The 15,471-nt window shown below is 42.9% G+C and carries 16 protein-coding genes; 10 read left to right on the top strand and 6 right to left on the bottom strand.

The window, feature by feature from the left end; genetic code table 11:
• Window positions 1–12 precede the first annotated feature (12 nt).
• The gene (locus RQP52_RS13535; RefSeq protein ID WP_315952119.1) at window positions 13–525 is read right to left on the bottom strand and encodes an acyl-CoA thioesterase; all 513 of its coding nucleotides are present in this window, start codon (window positions 523–525) and stop codon (window positions 13–15) included.
• Between the two features lie 537 nt (window positions 526–1,062).
• A complete protein-coding gene (locus RQP52_RS13530; protein ID WP_315952117.1) occupies window positions 1,063–1,944 on the bottom strand; it encodes a MerR family transcriptional regulator in 882 nt (293 codons plus the stop codon).
• 189 nt (window positions 1,945–2,133) lie between these two features.
• Here RQP52_RS13530 and RQP52_RS13525 point away from each other — a divergent pair, with 189 nt between their 5' ends.
• Together RQP52_RS13525 and RQP52_RS13520 are read left to right on the top strand one after the other, a co-directional pair.
• A complete protein-coding gene (locus RQP52_RS13525) occupies window positions 2,134–3,042 on the top strand; it encodes a methyl-accepting chemotaxis protein (RefSeq protein ID WP_315952115.1) in 909 nt (302 codons plus the stop codon).
• Window positions 3,043–3,238: 196 nt separating this feature from the next.
• Window positions 3,239–3,436: a hypothetical protein gene (locus RQP52_RS13520; protein ID WP_315952113.1), complete on the top strand. Its 198-nt coding sequence runs from the start codon at window positions 3,239–3,241 to the stop codon at window positions 3,434–3,436.
• A 348-nt stretch (window positions 3,437–3,784) separates the two neighbouring features.
• Here RQP52_RS13520 and RQP52_RS13515 read toward each other — a convergent pair whose 3' ends face one another.
• The 3 genes from RQP52_RS13515 to RQP52_RS13505 form a co-directional block, all read right to left on the bottom strand.
• On the bottom strand, window positions 3,785–4,804 hold the full coding sequence (locus RQP52_RS13515) for an aromatic ring-hydroxylating dioxygenase subunit alpha (protein WP_315952111.1): 1,020 nt from the start codon (window positions 4,802–4,804) through the stop codon (window positions 3,785–3,787).
• Window positions 4,805–5,030: 226 nt separating this feature from the next.
• Entirely contained in the window at window positions 5,031–5,930 is a 900-nt protein-coding gene (locus RQP52_RS13510) for a MerR family transcriptional regulator (protein ID WP_315952110.1), read from the bottom strand.
• A gap of 218 nt (window positions 5,931–6,148) precedes the next feature.
• Window positions 6,149–6,301 carry a hypothetical protein gene (locus RQP52_RS13505; RefSeq protein ID WP_315952109.1) on the bottom strand — a complete coding sequence of 51 codons (153 nt, stop codon included), beginning with the start codon at window positions 6,299–6,301 and terminating at the stop codon, window positions 6,149–6,151.
• A gap of 456 nt (window positions 6,302–6,757) precedes the next feature.
• On the opposite strand from RQP52_RS13505, the gene RQP52_RS13495 reads away from it, so the two are divergent.
• From RQP52_RS13495 to RQP52_RS13470, 6 genes are read left to right on the top strand one after another with little or no spacing between them, the layout of a single operon-like run.
• A complete protein-coding gene (locus tag RQP52_RS13495) occupies window positions 6,758–8,038 on the top strand; it encodes a TIGR02328 family protein (protein WP_379174459.1) in 1,281 nt (426 codons plus the stop codon).
• 23 nt (window positions 8,039–8,061) lie between these two features.
• Entirely contained in the window at window positions 8,062–9,567 is a 1,506-nt protein-coding gene (locus RQP52_RS13490; RefSeq protein WP_315952108.1) for a phytoene desaturase family protein, read from the top strand.
• Entirely contained in the window at window positions 9,551–10,948 is a 1,398-nt protein-coding gene (locus RQP52_RS13485; RefSeq protein ID WP_315952106.1) for an aldehyde dehydrogenase family protein, read from the top strand. Before RQP52_RS13490 ends, RQP52_RS13485 begins: the two co-directional genes overlap by 17 nt.
• A 33-nt stretch (window positions 10,949–10,981) precedes the next feature.
• Complete coding sequence (locus RQP52_RS13480) at window positions 10,982–11,467, top strand: glycosyl-4,4'-diaponeurosporenoate acyltransferase CrtO family protein (RefSeq protein ID WP_315952104.1); 486 nt, start codon at window positions 10,982–10,984, stop codon at window positions 11,465–11,467.
• A gap of 18 nt (window positions 11,468–11,485) precedes the next feature.
• Window positions 11,486–13,012, top strand: a complete 1,527-nt coding sequence (locus RQP52_RS13475) for a phytoene desaturase family protein (protein WP_315952103.1) — start codon at window positions 11,486–11,488, stop codon at window positions 13,010–13,012.
• Window positions 13,013–13,060: 48 nt separating this feature from the next.
• Window positions 13,061–14,176 carry a glycosyltransferase family 2 protein gene (locus RQP52_RS13470; protein WP_315952102.1) on the top strand — a complete coding sequence of 372 codons (1,116 nt, stop codon included), beginning with the start codon at window positions 13,061–13,063 and terminating at the stop codon, window positions 14,174–14,176.
• Between the two features lie 155 nt (window positions 14,177–14,331).
• Here the strand turns inward: RQP52_RS13470 and RQP52_RS13465 are convergent, their stop codons facing one another.
• The gene (locus RQP52_RS13465; protein ID WP_315952101.1) at window positions 14,332–14,439 is read right to left on the bottom strand and encodes a tryptophan-rich sensory protein; all 108 of its coding nucleotides are present in this window, start codon (window positions 14,437–14,439) and stop codon (window positions 14,332–14,334) included.
• 116 nt (window positions 14,440–14,555) lie between these two features.
• Between RQP52_RS13465 and RQP52_RS36465 the strand changes: the two genes are divergently transcribed.
• Complete coding sequence (locus RQP52_RS36465; protein WP_379174460.1) at window positions 14,556–14,708, top strand: DUF6756 family protein; 153 nt, start codon at window positions 14,556–14,558, stop codon at window positions 14,706–14,708.
• Window positions 14,709–14,776: 68 nt separating this feature from the next.
• Entirely contained in the window at window positions 14,777–15,079 is a 303-nt protein-coding gene (locus RQP52_RS13460; protein ID WP_315952099.1) for a hypothetical protein, read from the top strand.
• Window positions 15,080–15,471 lie beyond the last annotated feature (392 nt).

Raw genomic sequence — 15,471 nt, 5'->3', positions numbered from 1 at the left:
TCCTAGATATGTTCATTCCCACGGATACTTTGTGACCAAATAGTGAGCGAAATTTTTACTTGCTTCTCTTCTGGTTTTACGCATTTCCGCGCGGTGGCTTGCAGTCTCGTATAGCTTTCGTTCCTCTTCGGTTTCTGGCAGGATTCTGGGTACAGGGATTGGACTGTTGCATTCATCAAGTCCAACGAAGGTTAAAAACGAAGTTGCAGCTATATCCCTTTTTCCAGTGCGCAAATCTTCCGTAATAACTTTGACGAAAACTTCTATGGATGTTTTGCCCGTCCAAGTGACGAAGGATTCCAAGGATACATAATCCGTCGGACGGATCGGTTTCAGAAAATCGACGGAGTCCGTAGAAGCCGTCACTGCAGTCACCCGACATAATTTGGAAGCCGTAATAGATGCGATATCGTCGATCAGGGACATGAGCTTACCGCCGAACATCGTGTTGTGGTTATTGACATCCAGCGGAAACACTCTTGAAGTTTTGAAGCATCTAGTCTCTCTAACATATTTCTGTTCCAACATTGTTCCTCCCCATCCATTTTTATTATAGAATGCCCTCAGGAGGAATATTTAACATATACAATCACCAAGGCGTCGGTCAAAAAGAGGATATGGAGGAAGGTAAACTCGTGACAGTCGTTATTACTGCACGGCCGGATACACCGCAATTAGCTGCAATTGTTACGGAGTAACCTAAGTTCCTCTAGTCTACGAACGGCATACTTCACAAAGGGGGAAGTCACACGAGAACCATCAACTTTAACGTGATTAAGCCGAGCTCTGTTTATTTTCAGCAGGATGATTCTGTCACTTCCTGTGGGCCAATATGCAGCAGCATATTTCTATGCATATTATAAATTAAATTGATCTTAGCAATAGGGGCGCACCAACTTTTAAACCAACTTCACCGCAGGACCTCGCTTGAAAGATAATGTACAACTTGGAATCAGCCATCGGCAAGCCGTATGTTGAAAGAACTCACGTACTGATTTCGAACATGATTGCAAACCGAAACATATACCTAGCTTGCTACTTATTCTCACGCTGAGCCGCCGATTATGTTTGATCGCTTTGCCAGTTCTCCCATTCTTCAAGATCCAAATAACGAACATTAGTCTTCTCTTGACGCAATTCGCTGCAGCTGAAAGCAGCCCCCCCAAGAAGAAACCGTAGTCCGGGATAGCTTCGTCTGGTAGCATCGATCCATGCCATAAGCTTCTGCACATGTCGACGGTCCGTCACAGATGCGGCAACAAACCCCACCGGATGGCTTCGAAGAATGCCATCCAGATCCTGCAATGGTGTATCAGGTCCTAAATACAAAACCTCAGCCCCGCGCTTTCGCAAAAAGAGACTGAACCACATCAGTCCAAGATGGTGGCGCTCTCCTTCGGGACAAAAAGCGAGTACGACAGGCAAAGTCGGATTTACGGGGAAAACCCGGAAAAGTGCAGACAACCTTCGCATAATCGTTTCTGAAGTGAAATGCTCCTGAGCCACACTGATAGTTCCTGCCTCCCAATCTGCTCCAATCCGGTACATGATGGGAGCAATAATCCGCTGGAATGCTTCCTCAAGGTCGTATAAAGCAAATGCAAGATCTATTGTTTCGTCCGCTTGAGCGGAATGGAATTGAATTAAATCGAGATACAGCTTCTCGACAAGGCCGTCATAGGCGCGGATTGACTCGGGCCGATCTGTGGGCAGTTCCTCAGAGACAGAATCGCTCTGCAGAAGCCTCGCTGCCGCGCTAATTTTCAGTCCGTTTTCCTCTATTTGTCGCTTCAAGAATCGAAGCCTTGACAGATCTTCTTCACTTAGGATACGGTGCCCGCCATCACTGCGGCTCGGAGATATAACCCCGTAACGGTTCTCCCAGGCCCGAATGGTTACCACAGGGATACCCAGCAATTCGGACGCTTTCTTCATACTATACATGATTTCTTTTCCTCCTCCACTTAATTATACACAATCGATACAAAATGACGATGGTTTGAATGGTTACACTCGTTTAATTTAATAGATCAGGAATGATCTTGTTATTTTTGTATAGTTTATGTACAATTATAATTAGAAAATCTATACAAAACAATAAACATCCCCCATTAACTAATAGAGGTGACTTCCTTGATCGATGTACATGAAGATAAGAAGCTTCAAACTGTGCTGGCTGCTATTGAAAGCTCTTTAGCCATGATTGAATTCGACACAGATGGCAAGGTACTCTGGGTCAACGAACACTTTGCCCAATCCATGGGCTATCAGCCATCGGAAATGAAGGGAATGCGACATGCCTCTTTCTGTACGCCGGCATTTCGAAGCAGCCCGGAGTATCTCAAACTGTGGGAAAGCTTGCGATGTGGGAAAACCTTTCAGGATAAAATTCAAAGGGTCCGCAAAGACGGTCGTCTTATCTGGCTTGAAGCGACCTATATGCCAATTATCGGGGATAAGGGCATCCCTGTTAGTGTACTCAAGATTGCAACGAACATTGATGCACGCGAGCAACTGGCTACCCGACTGACAGGAAACCTGCTGCGGATGTCCGACGAGCTGCTGAGTCGGGCCCAAGAAGGCAAGGAAAGCAGCAAGCAGATCAAGGAATCCGTTGACAGCGTAGCAGCCATTTCCGAGGAGAATATGGTAATTTTGCTGCAGCTGGAGCGTCAATCCGATTCAATTCGCGGAATCGTAAGGCTGATTAAGGACATATCCTCCCAAACGAATCTCCTTGCCTTGAACGCGGCAATTGAAGCGGCTCACGCGAAGGAGTACGGCCGCGGATTTGCAGTAGTCGCAGGCGAAATTCGCAAACTGGCCGCCCAGGTTGAACAGGCTACCCGCGAAGCGAACGCATATGTCGAAGGCATCGAGACTCGCGTCCGAGAGATTGGAGAAAGCACGAAACGCTCTCGAACAGCTGCGGAAGAAAGTCGAAGACGGATTCAGCAAGCCGTTGAAGCTTTTGAGGGTATCGGGGAAGCCGCACATGATCTTGACGGGCAAGCGAAAGAGATGAAGTTGATTTTGACTTAAAAGGACAGGCCGATAATCAGATGTGGAAGACCAATGAGCTGCCTTGGCTATGGACTGGGTGAACTACTAATAGAATTCAAAGCCGAAGGGGTGCGCAACAACGTGATGCTTCCCCCTGTAGCAAACCTGATACGAATCAGAAACGCCTTGTATCAGGCAGGTGAATGCTCGCTGACGATCAAGGAGTTTGGGGCTCGTGAGCTTCTGGATTTTTGCAACGATCACTTCTGCGAAAACAAGAGGGAGGCTGTACGCACTGGATCGGCTATGCAGGTTGAAAGCGGTTGAAGAAGCAGCGTCCCTCCGTAACAAGACATTTCTTAATTTTATACCGACATCCATCTATTCGCCGGAATTTGGCTTAAGGTCCAAGGTCGAACTAGCCAACCGTTAAGGTGGGACCCTGCGCTCTTTGTCTTTGAAGTCATCGAAACCAAGAAAACGGAGGATGTGGCGCATTTGAAGCGTAATCTGGCGTTTTACAAGAAGAAAAGTTTTCAATAACGCGCTTGACGACGTCTGCCAAGGCTATAGTACTGTGGAAGAGCTTGCGCTTGCCGAGCTCGGTCCGCATTACATGAAACTGGAACGAACATACGTCAATGGAAACAAACCCGCTGGGAATTCAGAGGCCCTTGAAAAGTCCCTTAGATCTAAAAAAAGGTAAGCCCCTCAAAAAAAACTGAGGAGGCTGTACCTTTTTCTTGTATATTAAATGCCAAGAAATAATGTCTTAGCAATTTTAATGATATTCTGCATCATAACGAAGTCCATCAAGTTTAATCTTCTGTTCATCTCCAGTGAGAAAATCGTACCACCGCTGCCGAAACCTCACTTGAGGGCCGTCAGCAGGTACATGCGCTTCCATACGTAACGCCTCTGGAATTGGTCTTGGATGCTGACTCTCGACAATCGTACGGTCCTCTTCCAGTACCTTGGCGCTGTATCTGGAAAAAATCGTATTCATGCCTGGGACAGATTTTGCAAAGTTTCGCCCTGCCAAACCGAAAATTGCGGTCTTATTTTCATCAATGGGAGTGAAGGTGACGTAGTTGAAAATTTTGTTTCTCGTCTGATTGGGGAGTGTTAAAATCCATTGCTGCGGAAATTGATAATGAAGCAAACCGTTACCATTTTTCACGTGGATATGCTCCCCGTCGGCCTCGAAGGTGATTTGAATCTCTTCCTTTGATTTTTTTCCAATGGACGCACGATGTACGATCGGTACATGTGCAACATCGATAACACTTTCAATGACTCGCGTAAGATGCGCTCGCCATATAGCTGCGTATGGGGCAGCGGTATACTTCGAATCATCGAGTTCGGGGAAAATAAGCAGGTCGGGTATTTCTGCAGCAGCATTGCCTGTATCATTTGCTTTCGGATACACCCACACCAGTCCAGCGCGTTCTGTGACAGGATAGGTAAACGTATGGGCAAACGCGGGAATGGGACGATTGGGGTGAGCTGGGATATCGATGCATCTTCCGTCGGTATCGAACCTCCATGCATGATATGGACAGACCAATTGTCCATCGCGGCATGACCCGAGCGACAAATCAGCACCGCGATGCGGACAATAAGCGTGCATGGCAATAACGTTACGGGCACGGTCACGATACAAAACGAGATCTTTCCCAAGCAATCTACGTTTAATTGGGATTTTGTCCAGATCCTTTGACCACGCTACTGCATACCAAGCAACAGGAAACACCTTTTGGTCAATTTCTCGCACTTCGTGGTACACCCTTTTGTTGACCACTTAGAACCCCTCACTTCGGTTTTAGTTTAGTATTTCGTTTCAAACAACCCCAACAGGTCTAACTACATCAGATATAAATAAAATTTAAAAGTCTCAAAAAATCAGATTGCCATCCGCCAGTAAAACTATTTGGTTATGCGCCGCAAATGTGGTAAATAACTTTTATTCGATAGCAGTTAAATAATCCGTACGTGGAGCAACGCGCTAAGAGGTATCAATAAGCTCGTTAGATATTCGAATTATTTACTATTGACGCGAACCATTTCTCCCAGTCTTCATAATTTCCAGTTATAACATACGGCGATAAGGATGGAGGAAATAAGTCTAACTTACGCCCACTTAGTACGAATTTGATCTTTGGGAATCGTTCTTTGCAGATTGTTATCCAGTCGTCCAGTTCTGCAGTAAGGGTAGAACTACTTAAAGAAACAGCAACAATAGATATATTTTTCTTTTCTATGATATCCATAAGTCCCGAATAAGGTGTATTGGGACCTAGATAGATTACCTCTAGGCCTCTTTTGCGCAAAAATAAAGAAAATAACATCAGACCTATATGATGTAGTTCTCCTTCAGGGCAGAAAGCGATCACTCTAGGATTGTTATATCGAATAGGCAATATCCTAAAGAATTGTTGAAATCTTGCAAGTATAAGTTCTGATGCGAAATGTTCCTGGGCAACTTTTACTACCCCAGACTCCCATTGTTCGCCTATCCGGCAAAGCACGGGAGTTAAAATGTTATGAAACACAGTTTCAAAGGGAAACAATGAAAAGGCAAAATCAATAAGCGTATTCGCCTTTTCTCCATCTAGGTCTACTAGACTTTGATAAAGTTTATCAATGAGGTCATCATGATAAGTAAATTTGTTTATAGAGGCATTTTTCCCTCTATTCGCAATTGAGCTCTCTCTTTGTTTTAATATACTAACAGCTTCGCTAATTTTAATGTGCTTGTTGTTCATCTCATCTTTAAGCCATTTTAATATCTCGATATCTGCTTCGTTGTAATTTCGATGCCCCCCGTCTGTTCGAGTAGGCGATATAATATGATAGCGATTTTCCCAGGCCCTTATGGTAACTACAGAAATACCTACTATTTCAGATACCTTTTTAATACTGTACATCTCGTTTTTGCCCTCCACTCACTCATCACAGCTACAAAAATTATTAAGTGGAACTATTGATTCTAAATATGAAATCCAGCCTTCAGATAACGTATCTGAAGGTACTGCCAGTAAAAGCAACAGTTTTTGTGACGATTACCAAAGCGCAAATCAGCAGAAGGCTTAATCGCAAATGATAGGATAAGCACGGCAGTATAGATAATGGATGCTCCAAGGAATCATGGAATAATAATAGCGCTAGAAGGAACGGAATTGCAAATACGAATCGGGCTTAGGCTAACTCCTTGAAAGACAATGTTCGTAACAACTTGAGGCGTGCAGCCGTACCGCAGCTCCATAGCAACGCCGCGACGGTGGCCATTAGTTGCCATGACGGAATGTTTCGTTGAAAGTCACGAAGCGAGCCCAGAACTGCCCCGAGAGATGAGCAAGAGCATAAGCTGCTCTTGCTTTTGCAGTCGCGCGAATAATTGATCCTTGATAGTTCACCTAAAATTATTGTTGGACGTTTCTGTGGTTCTCTCATCGATTTTCGATATGATTTGTATATGCTTTGTATAGGTTTATTATATCAATTGCGCTTGAATTTTGTAAATAATTCAATGATATTATTCGTTTAGGTGGTTTTTGGTCTGGTTTTAGGCGAAATCAATGGAATATAGACAGATCTGACATGAATATGTATAATTATTGTATAGTTTTTTTGATCCTTCAGGAGGTATGCGGAAGATGACAATAGATCCTGTAGGCTTTGAAAAAGAAATGCTCAATCCCAACACCCCGAAGCTTAGGTTAACCGACCGCCTACTGCTGGTTAGGAGATATCGATGAGATTATGGCATGAATCCCTTATTTCTTTTTTACCGAGACAACAATTGCTTGGGCAGCATCGAGAATGTTGCGCTTTACGTGGAAATGGGTGGGGGAAGCCCCATTCAACGGTGAATTATGTTTTTGCTTACGAGCCTGAGCGACTTTTTTCTTACCATGTTATCGTGATGGTTGAAATGAAGAAACGCGGATTCTGCGTAGATAAAAATTGGGAGAATCCCCTGTATCGCGGCAAGCAATGCGAGCCTTATACCTCTAACCACTTTAAGCTATTTTGGCAATGGGACAGTCCTATTTATCCTGAACATAACAGGGCTTATTTAGTTGATTGTTTGGAAAATCTTCTTACTAAAGGGATTCATATTAAAATGGATCAAATTACCACTCGGTATTTGAAGGATCAAGAGGTGGTCAATATGGACTCAGCTCGGTTGCAAGCCGATTTTGCGTATTGTGAAACGATTATTAAGAAACATTCCAAAAGTTTTTACTACGCATTTTCGCAACTTCCCAAAGAAAAAGCAAATGCAGTATATGCCATTTATGCTTTTTGTAGAACTGCAGATGACTGTGCAGATTCAAACCAACCGTTTGTTGAAAAGCTCGAATCTCTTCAGCGATTAAAGAAAGATCTAGATTTATTCAGGACACATGCAGAATTGGATCATCCACTATGGCGTGCGCTCAGACAAGTTTTTACGGATTATAACATGGACATCCAACCTTTTTACGATCAACTGACAGGGCAATGGATGGATATGAATTTTACCATTCCCCAAAACATGCATGAGCTTGAAAGCTACAGTTACTATGTTGCTGGTTCGGTAGGCTTGATGCTGCTGCCGGTCCTTGCATCAAGATCAGCGGAGGAGCTGCGTCCATCAGCCATAGACCTGGGAACCGCCATGCAAATAACGAACATTCTGCGAGACATCGGTGAAGATCTTCATACCAAGGAACGGATCTATTTGCCCGAAGAAGAAATGGAGCGATCCGGGTATACCCAAAAGGATTTGCGGCATGGTCTCATAAATGAGAATTTTGTTCGCCTGTGGGAGAGACTCGCTGAACGCGCTGAATCCTTATATAACCTTTCCTACAGCAGCATAGATCTTTACGACGATGACAGCAAGATGCCTCTCTTACTGTCTGTTGGCATGTACAGAGGCATATTGGACGCTGTCCGAAGTAATAATTATGACTGTTTCTCAAAGCGCAACTTTGTAACCAAGGAAAATATGATTAAAATCAGTGCTGCTGTTTACAATTGCTCTTAAATTGCTGAAAGGTGTTGTGTAAGTTGTCGATAAATAAAAGCGTACTTATAATCGGAGGCGGGCTTGGAGGCTTATCGGCTGCCATATCTCTTCAGCAAAGCGGCTATAGTGTTTCTTTATACGAACAGAACCATCATATTGGAGGTCGATTGAATCGGCTCGAGCAAGATGGCTTCGGGTTTGATCTCGGTCCATCCATTCTAACGATGCCGCATGTCTTTCAAAAATTATTTGCTGCCAGCGGTAAAAATATGGATGATTACGTCCCTACTATGAAACTGAAGCATCAGTGGAGATCTTTTTTTCCGAGTGGCAATATGATTGATCTGCATGACGATATGGGAGTAATGAAAGCGAAGAATCCATCACTGAATGAGCAGGATATGACCGAATACAAGAATCTACTCGAATATTCCAAAAAACTTTATACGATGACAGAGCTTGGATACTTTAATCATGGTGCTGATAATACGAAAGATATCGCACGATATAATGGCGTGTTCAATGCACTGAAGAACTTTGATTTGTTTTCAACGGTACATAAGTCCATTGCGAAGCGAATAAGCGATCGGGATCTGCGGGTTATGCTTTCCTATTTCACCAAGTATGTAGGGTCTTCACCTTATGATGCGCCGGCTGTATTAAATATGATGATCTATATGCAGCATCAACAAGGCGTATGGTATGTTCCTGGTGGAATGCACATGCTTGCCCGTGGTTTAGTGCAGTTGGCGAAAGAAATAGGCGTGTCGATTCATACTGGAAAACGGATTGTTCAGCTCCATAAGAAAGAAGGCAGTATTACAGGGGCAGTGCTGGAAGATGGAATGGAATTGTCGGCTGATCACTATATTTCCAATATGGAAGTCATTCCGTTCTATGAGCAACTGTTACAGGAAGAAAAGCGTTTTATCCAAAAGTTGAAAACGAAATACGAACCTGCAAGTTCTGGGCTTGTCCTACACCTGGGGGTGAAGAAAGCGTATCCCCAGCTTGCCCATCACAATTTTTTCTTCGCAGAAAATATGAAACAGCAAATGGACAAAATATTTCACCGGCATGAATTGCCGGATGACCCGGTCATTTATCTGGTGAATGTCAATAAAACGGATCCTACTCAAGCGCCCGAAGGGCATGAGAATTTAAAAGTATTGCCCCATATTCCCTACATTCAGGATAAGCCGTTTACACCACAAGATTACGAGCGTTTTGAAGAACGGGTATTAATAAAATTGGAGAGAATGGGACTTGAAGGTTTGCGCGATAACATTGTGACAAGGGACGTATGGACACCTGAAGACATTAAACGTGCCTATGGTACCGACCGTGGCGCCATTTACGGAACGCTCTCGGATCGAAAAAAAAATAAAGGCTTCAAGCATCCAAAACAAAGCACGCGCTATGACAATCTTTACTTTGTCGGTGGGACGGTAAACCCGGGCAGCGGAATGCCTATGGTTACATTAAGCGGTCAGCAAGTACGGGATATCATCGTGCGAAGGGATGCGGACAATGGCTCAACAGGATAGTACTGGTCTGCAGTCATTATTGGAAAAGCAGCAAGACGATATGATTTCAAATGCAGTTCCTACCGTGAGAGAACGAAAGAAAACGCTTTTGAAATTGAAACGGTTGCTTGTAGATCAGGAAGCAGCACTTATTGAAGCCTTAGTGACCGATATGAGAAGGCCAGCATTTGAAGCTTTCTCATTCGAAATAGCACTTTTGTTGAATGAGATTGACTACGTATGTCGGTCATTAACAAAGTGGATGCGCTCAGAGCGTTCCATTCATAGTAAATTTGGATACATCGAGACTATTCGCAAAAAGCGGAGCCCTTTCGGAAGTGTTCTTATCATCAGTCCATGGAATTATCCGCTTCAGCTTGCCTTAATGCCAGCCATCAGCGCGATTGCAGCTGGAAACCGCTGCGTCATTAAGCCATCGGAGTACGCGCCGGCTACAAGTAAACTGCTACAAAGGGTGATTAGTCAAACCTTTTCGCCCGAAGTTCTGACGGTTGTTCCCGGGGATGTGCAGACTGCAAAACAGTTAATTTCACGGCCGTTTAATCTCATTTTTTTTACGGGAAGTCAAGAGACGGGAAAGGCAGTATCCCAGCAGGCGGCCAAACAGCTTATACCTGTCATAACGGAGCTAGGAGGCAAAAATCCTTGTATATTGGATGAAACAGGGTACTCCCCTGAGGCGATTCGCGAAATCGTGTGGGGAAAATTTCTTAATGCAGGACAGACGTGTATTGCACCGGATACGCTCTTTGTACACGAATCGATATACGCAAAAACACTTTCGGAAATTGCAGCAGTACTTTTGTCGTTTTACGGGGATCATGCTAAGGAGAGTAAAGACTATGGAAGAATTTGTAATCGTGCACATTTTGAAAAACTGCTCCATGTCCTCACACAGGGCAAAATAAGGTTCGGGGGCGATTATAATGCGGAGGAATTATTCATAGCCCCAACCGTATTAACAGATATTCCAAGTGAGAGTCCCATTTGGCATGATGAAATTTTCGGTCCGATTCTCCCTGTCATTCCCTATGCAAACCTGGAATCCTTATTACATCAACAGGTGATCCAGCGTGATGCATTGGTCGCGTATATATTTAGTAAGCATAAGCCATGCATCAAGCTATTGGAAAATCACATGCGATCGACAACCATCAGCATCAATCAAGTCATCCAGCACGGTGCAAATCCGCATGTTGCATTTGGCGGTGTAGGGCGAAGCGGACATGGCAGTTATCACGGCAAGGCAGGTTTTCAAGCGTTCAGCTACGAGAAGACAGCATACAACGTATACCGCTACTTGACTGTACCAGGTAAATTTCCGCCATATTCGGATCAGAACCTGCACATTGTGAAGAAATTCAGAAAATGGCTTTTATAAGAGAGAAGATGGACTGTATGGAGGAGGATTGCTGTGCCACCATTATCGTTACCTGTCATATGGACTGTAATGATTGACATTTTCGCCTGGGCTTTTTTTCATATATTCGTGTCGGTTTTGTGCTTAAAACTGCCCTTGTCTTTCTTTTTGAAAGAAAGTGCATGGTTTCGAACGTTCGTCTGGGAGAAATCGGGGAAGGTATGGCAACGGATATTTCGCGTAAAAAGCTGGAAAGGGCGTCTTGTCGACGGGACTGTGATATTAAAAAAAGGATATGAAAAAAAGAAATTGCACGGCACTAGCATAGATGACTTGAAAGTGTTCGCCGCAGAAACCAGACGGGCAGAAATGACTCACTGGCTTTCAATTGTGCCTGCTCCCTTATTTTTTATATGGAATCCCATATGGGCAGGTTGGATCATGATTCTCTACGCGGTAATGTTCAACTTGCCATTTATTATCGTACAGCGTTATAACCGCGGACGCATTGATGCGATCACATTATCAACAAGTCGATAGGAAGGGGGAATATTTCAAATGGACAAGAAAGTGATTGTGATCGGTGCAGGTGTCGCCGGGCTTGCTACTGCAATAAGATTGCAGCACGCCGGTTACCGGGTTGAAATCTATGAGAAAGAATCCTTACCGGGCGGGAAAATGAATCGAATTGAAACAGGTGGCTACAAGTTTGATTTAGGACCAACAATCGTCATGATGCCGGAATTGTACAGGGAGATTTTTGAACTTTGCGGCCGTAATCCTGATGATTATATTCCCATGGAGAGATTGGACCCAATGTATCGGGTTTACTACAGTGATACCCCCGATGAGACGTTCGATATTTCCTCTGATCTGGTGCAACTGGCGAAGACGATAGAAAAAATCAGCGAGGAGGACATGGAGGGTTTCTTTCTTTATTTAAACGAGATTTATAAACGCTTTATGCTTGCAAAGAAGAGCATTATCCAAAGACCCTTTCGTAAATCCCGTGATTTTTACAACCTGCCCATGTTGAAAAAAGCACTTCAATTGAAGACGTTGGACACAGCAGATCATTTTATGAGCAAATATTTGAAAAATGAACGACTAAAACAGCTGATCAGCTTTCAGACCTTGTACATTGGCATTTCACCTTTTAAAAGTCCTTCGTTTTACACCATGATTCCCATGCTTCAATTTCTATATGGCGTATGGTTTATTAAAGGTGGCATGTACACGATGGCTCAGTCTATGGAGAAGCTCTTTAAAGAACTGGGGGGCACTATTCTCTACAACAAAAACGTGCAGGAAATAAGCATTCAAAATAAAAAAGCGACTGGCATTATCGTAGACGGTGAGAAGGTTTCCGCGGATTATGTCGTATGTAATGCAGACTTTCCCTACGCGATAAAAAAACTGGTGAAAGACCATGCCGCTAAAGGTAAATACACAGACAAAAAGATTGATAACATGAAATACTCCTGTTCTTGTTTTCTTTTATATCTAGGTATGGACAGAAAATATGACGAGATAGAGCACGTACATAATTTTATTTTTAATAAAGATCTCAAAAAAAATCTGCATGACATTTTTGCCGGAAATAAACTGACCGAAGCTTCCTTCTATGTCTATATCGCTTCGAAAATGGATGCTTCGCTTACGCCCGATGGAAAAGATGGCTTATACATATTGATGCCGGTGTCCAATCTAGTCACGGCCAAGTATACATGGAATGAGGACACGATTCGTGACTACCGATCCTACATTTTAAATACGTTAAGAAAGATAAGCGGGTTTGAAAATATTGATCAAGAAATTGTTACGGAAACCTATATTACACCGCTTGATTTCGAATCGAAGTTCAATGCCTATCATGGTGCCACTTTCGGTTTAATGCCCGTCCTGTCTCAAAGCAACCATATGCGTCCGCAAAGCAAAGCAAAAGATTGTGAGCATCTGTACTTTACGGGCAGCAGCACTCATCCGGGCGCAGGAGTTCCGATTGTGTTGTTGTCAGCTAAAATTACAGCGCAGGAACTGATTCATGATGACCAAGGGATTATATACGACTATTCTGGGAAGTAATGCATGCACGAGCAAAATCCTGCGCTAACCTCTTGAGGAGGAAATTCCATGACAGGCTCTGAAGGGCTTAATCTTATTATTGGTTCCTTGGCTGTTCTAGTTGGCGTTATGATGTTCTGGTCTTTGCCGCTTCTTCAAACAAGGAAGAAAGTAAATCAGTTGCCATATTTATCAATCATTATTCCAGCCAGAAATGAATCGGGTCGAATTTCTCCTCTGCTACAATCGTTACAAAACCAATCGTTTCAGTCATTTGAAGTTCTAGTCGTTGATGATCATTCAACAGATCATACTGCTACGATTGCAGAGAGTTTCGGTGCAAAAGTTCTACAAAACAAGGCAGTCGACTCAGGCTCAGGTAAATCCATGGCTTGTTGGCATGGTGCGCTCCACGCTAAAGGGAGATGGCTCCTTTTCTTAGATGCAGATACATCGCTAATGAATGCAGAAAGCCTGATTTGTTTGCTCAGTTTCTACCAACAAAAAGGTGCTAAAGGGATTTTATCTCTACAGCCTTATCATACCGTGCATCGATTATATGAAAATCTTTCGGCGATTTTTAACATAATTGTTATTGTTGGAATGAATGTATATTCTTTCTGGGGGCCCAGGTTCAAAACTGCAGGTTCATTTGGTCCGTGCCTACTATGCAATAAAGAGGAATATTTATTTACGGGGGGGCACCAAAAAATTCTGGGTGCCGTATTGGATGATCTGGCACTCGGGCAGGCCTTTATGGATAAAAACCTACCTGTTCATTGTATGGGCGGAAAAGGCATCGTTTCTTTTCGCATGTACCCTGAGGGAATTAAAAGCCTTGTAGAGGGGTGGTGTAAAAGTTTTGCTGTTGGATCAAAATCAACGCATCCGTTCGTAATGTTGATGACCATTATTTGGATTTCCGGTAGTTTTATGACTACAGGAGCACTGATTTCGTCCATCTCGGCAAATAGCTTAACAGCGATGATCTTAAGCAGCACCTTGTATTTGACATATGTCTTGCAAACGATACAGTTTGCCCGCCGATGTGGCAATTTCAGTCGGTATATATTTTTGTTTCATCCGATTTTGTTTTTATTTTTCAGCGCAACATTCGTTTATTCTTTATTTCAGACATATATTCTACGTACTGTTAAATGGAAGGGGCGTAATATAGATGTGTAATGGGATGTATCCAGTCCTGTAAGGAGTACTTCAAAACATAGTAGTAATACCTATCATCAGCCCCGGCCCTTAAAAGGATGGTAAATATCTGGCTAAACTTAGTCTAGAGCTCATGCAATCGTGCATGAGCCTTTTTTCATACTGTACGAGCGTGGCTATGAATTGAGCTTATAGATGGTCCAAGCTAAATAAGTTGCAAAGCAAGACCAAAGTAAATATGGAAACAGCAGCCACGCAGCTAGTGTAGAATAAGGAGCAGACATGTAGTTAGAGCTACAATTAAGCAGTCGAGAAAGGCTAAACGAAGATTTTTTAATTTGAATTGAATAAAAGTAAAAGATTGATTAGCAACATAGTTAATAGTGTTATTCCTGAACTTATGCATCTGAGGGATCATTACTTAGTTTCCAAAAAATACGATTGGCTATTATGCGTTAATCATCATGATATTGTGTTCGGATCAGGGTTAGAGGTAGTGAATAATATGAAAAAATTTGAGCAAAAGAACTCTGAAGAAATTATTAGAAGTTAATTGTTTATGTATTTAGGAAACTTGGACATTCGCTGAAACGATAGTTCAGTCTTTAGAGGTGTAGGTGCATGCAGAGAGCAGATTGGATTCCATTACGTAACATAAGCGATAATGAAAAGATTTGGGCTGGGACAAAAGTAAGAATTTACAATGTTGGTTTGAATGTTTCAAATAAGAATCACGACTATTACGAATATTTAGTGTCATTCATCTTTGATAACGACGAACATCTTCAGCTAACGAACCTCACACAAGGCAAGGCAGGAAATATTCTTTGTGTTGTTAAGAAACATACACCAAGCCATTATTCATTAGGAAAAACTCTTAAAGCTATGATTGGACTTGAAAATACATTTGTCTTTTTCGAGTAAAGTTGGCTGAACTAACGGGACACGTTAGCACAATAACATCAGGCTGCTAGCTTATTTGGGAACCTATTAATTAATTTTAATCCTGCAGTTGGTTTATGGTGCCGACGGATATCTCTTTTCGGGATGGTTTGTCCTATATCGTGACACAGTGCACGGTAGCGCTTTTTGCCAGCTTTACAACGCGGTTGCTATTTGGTAATATCGCCAATTTAGGAGCTACTCTTCCAAGATTTTCGGCAGGGCAGTCCTTTTTGTGTGAATGATATTGAGGAAGTTCTTGCTTTGGGTGAAAGACTTCGTCAAAGCGGGCTGCTGTTAATTGACGAAATTACATTTCCAAAGCGGGACGCGGGAAAAACTATTTGATAGAATTTTCGGATAAATGCTATACT

Source organism: Paenibacillus violae (assembly GCF_032461945.1).
In the GTDB taxonomy this organism is placed as follows: domain Bacteria; phylum Bacillota; class Bacilli; order Paenibacillales; family NBRC-103111; genus Paenibacillus_E; species Paenibacillus_E violae.
The sequence above is the reverse complement of the archived record's forward strand: the minus strand, read 5'-3'. Positions and strand labels throughout refer to the sequence as shown.